Origin of the sequence: Xenorhabdus sp. Sc-CR9 (assembly GCF_963897815.1) — a bacterium.
Taxonomy (GTDB): Bacteria; Pseudomonadota; Gammaproteobacteria; order Enterobacterales; family Enterobacteriaceae; genus Xenorhabdus.
This window is the reverse complement of record NZ_CAWQTY010000045.1, coordinates 1-2119: the sequence shown is the minus strand read 5'-3', so window position 1 is coordinate 2119 and position 2119 is coordinate 1. Positions and strand designations below refer to the sequence as shown.

Sequence of the window (2119 nt, the reverse complement as noted above, 5' to 3'; positions counted from 1 at the left end):
AATTTCCAGCTATCATCTGTTAACATTAGTCTTGGCATTTGGGGTAATTGTTTTGATTTTTGGCGAAACCATTATAACAGCCCCATTTGCTGCTTGCTTTTTATACCAAAAAGATCAACACGCTCTAGTTTAAACAATAAAAAATCAGGAAGAGAACATAACTCCCCTCCCTGTGTTTATTGGATAGCAATATTACCCTTTTCTTCCGCCTTACGACAATCTTTGTAAAGACAATCAGGCTTCCTGTACTTCTGGCAGGACTTGCCCACCATCAATTACAATTGTTTGCCCTGTGATGTACTTCGCTTCATCGGAAGCTAAAAAACAAGCTGCATAACCAATATCTTCCGGTGCCCCCAGCGTTCGCATTGGGGTTATGGTTTCAGCATAGTTGAGTAAATCATCGCCGAATGCCTGTAACCCTTCGGTCATAATCATGCCCGGCATAACAGCATTAATCGTAATGCCCTGACCCGCATATTCCAATGCAGCGCTGCGCATGAATCCCAATTGCCCTGCTTTACTGGCACCATAATGACTATAACCCGAGAGTCCTGTTATCTCACCAGTTATTGATGAAGTGATAACAACACGCCCGTAGCGCTGTTTTTCCATCACATTCAAGGCGGCCTGTACTAATAAAAACGTTCCCTTAAGATTAACTGTATGCACTAAATCCCAATCTTCAGCGGTCATATCTTTAATATAATGTTGTGGAAAAATACCCGCATTGGAACAAAGAATATCTAGCCTGCCATATTTTTCAACAATTCTATTAATCACGCTTTTACATGCAACCTGATCTTTAACATCAAGAAGAATAAAATCAACACCCAATTCTTTGGCAACTGACTCTCCCTTGATTTTATCCGTGCCTGCAATAATAGCTACGGCACCGGCTTGCTTTAACACTTTAGCAATACCTTTACCAATTCCTTTAGTTCCTCCTGAAACAAAAGCAATTTTTCCCGTTAAATGAAACATGATGGTTTCCTTTTATAAATAGGTTTTCATAATAGTGAGATGTTCAAGTTATGAGGCTTCTTTACTCCTCTACGCGCAAAGAGTAAGGAAACGTTCTACAATTATTGAATGCTATTTATTAGATGGTAGAGTTTTCTATAAGATTAAATGTAATTTTTCAGTCTATTTTTAAATAGTTAAACTATCAATCTCAATAAATAAAACTAGCATATTAAAAAATATAAAACATGGAGGAATATTTGAATGAAAGCCTTAAGTGTGGATATAAAATACATTGATAAAAAAATTCACCATGTATTATTATAAAATAATTCTACATTCAATGAACTTAAATTAATATGACATTACTTATCTCATTGCTACCTATTATTTTCAACAACATAACAAAATAAGGTAAAAAATATGAATCGTGACAATTCATTCTTAAATGAGTATGATGGCACAGCATTATCCCCTATTTTATTTCTCAAAAGAGCTATTTTAAGCAATGGTGATGGCATTGCCATAATTGATGGAAAATATTGTTGGACTTGGCACCAATATGCCAGACGATGTGAAAGAATCGCGGTCTCATTACAACAAATGGGAGTTGAAAAAGGAAACGTAGTAACAGCCATTTTACCTAATATCCACGAATTACTTGAATTGCATTTTGCTGTCCCTTTAGCTGGTGGCATTCTCAATGCTCTGAGCACCCGGACAGATTCAGCAACATTAAATTTTGTCTTTGAAAAACTAAGTCCCAAGGTATTAATTCTTGATAAGAAATTTATTTCACTCTTAAACGATATTTATTTCAATAATCCAATTAAGATCATTATTATTGATGATAATAGTTCAATCACTCCAATATTTTTACCTGAACACGAACTTATTCATTATGAATCACTAATAACTGAATACACATCAAAGAGCTTATCATTTATTCAAATTAACGAACAGGAAGCTATCAGCATTAATTCAACTTCGGGTACCAGCGGGCAACCCAAGCTGGTGGTCTATTCTCACCAGGGCGCGAGCATACTTTTTTAACATCTATTGAATGAAAATTAATAGCATGATCTAATTAGCCTTATTTCTCTTCTAATCGCTTACCTATGACCCTGATTGAACATTTATCCGTTGTTAAAGAAAC

At 35.4% G+C, this 2119-nt stretch carries 2 protein-coding genes; one reads left to right on the top strand and one right to left on the bottom strand.

Annotated elements, in window-relative coordinates; genetic code table 11:
• Positions 1-234 precede the first annotated feature (234 nt).
• Positions 235-984: an SDR family oxidoreductase gene (locus tag AACQ81_RS02665; protein WP_237388441.1), complete on the bottom strand. Its 750-nt coding sequence runs from the start codon at positions 982-984 to the stop codon at positions 235-237.
• Positions 985-1386: 402 nt separating this feature from the next.
• Here AACQ81_RS02665 and AACQ81_RS02660 point away from each other — a divergent pair, with 402 nt between their 5' ends.
• Positions 1387-2016, top strand: coding sequence for an AMP-binding protein (locus AACQ81_RS02660; RefSeq protein WP_237388440.1), 630 nt, complete (start codon positions 1387-1389; stop codon positions 2014-2016).
• Positions 2017-2119 lie beyond the last annotated feature (103 nt).

Bases quoted from the DNA above. Each gene is read 5' to 3' on its own strand.
- AACQ81_RS02660 (WP_237388440.1), top strand. From the start codon at position 1,387: ATGAATCGTGACAATTCATTCTTAAATGAGTATGATGGCACAGCATTA.
- AACQ81_RS02665 (WP_237388441.1), bottom strand. From the start codon at position 984: ATGTTTCATTTAACGGGAAAAATTGCTTTTGTTTCAGGAGGAACTAAA.